General features: G+C 58.3%; 1 pseudogene. It reads right to left on the reverse strand.

Features of this window, described 5'->3' with window-relative positions:
* A pseudogene (locus AC0L3J_RS38205) lies at positions 1-213 on the reverse strand (histidine kinase); the annotation flags it as partial.
* Positions 214-259 lie beyond the last annotated feature (46 nt).

Here is a 259-nt window from a genome sequence, read left to right on the forward strand (position 1 = left end):
GCGATACGCATCGTTATAGAACTGGATGAGGTCTGGTCCCCACCAAATGAACATCGGGTGGCGTGAGGTAAGAACGAGCCGCACCGTGACCCGAAGACTTTGCGGCCACGCTTCCGGCGAGCCGAGCGATGTTTTTGACCAGTCAAACGCTCTTGTGAGAGCGCCCATCTCGCCGCCCCCCGACAAGAAAAGGCTACCTGTGTCCCCGCCCATGCGCGCAACTCCTGACACGTTGCCCAAGCCTAAAGCCAAAATTCTC

It is taken from the genome of Bradyrhizobium sp. Kon37, assembly GCF_055807535.1.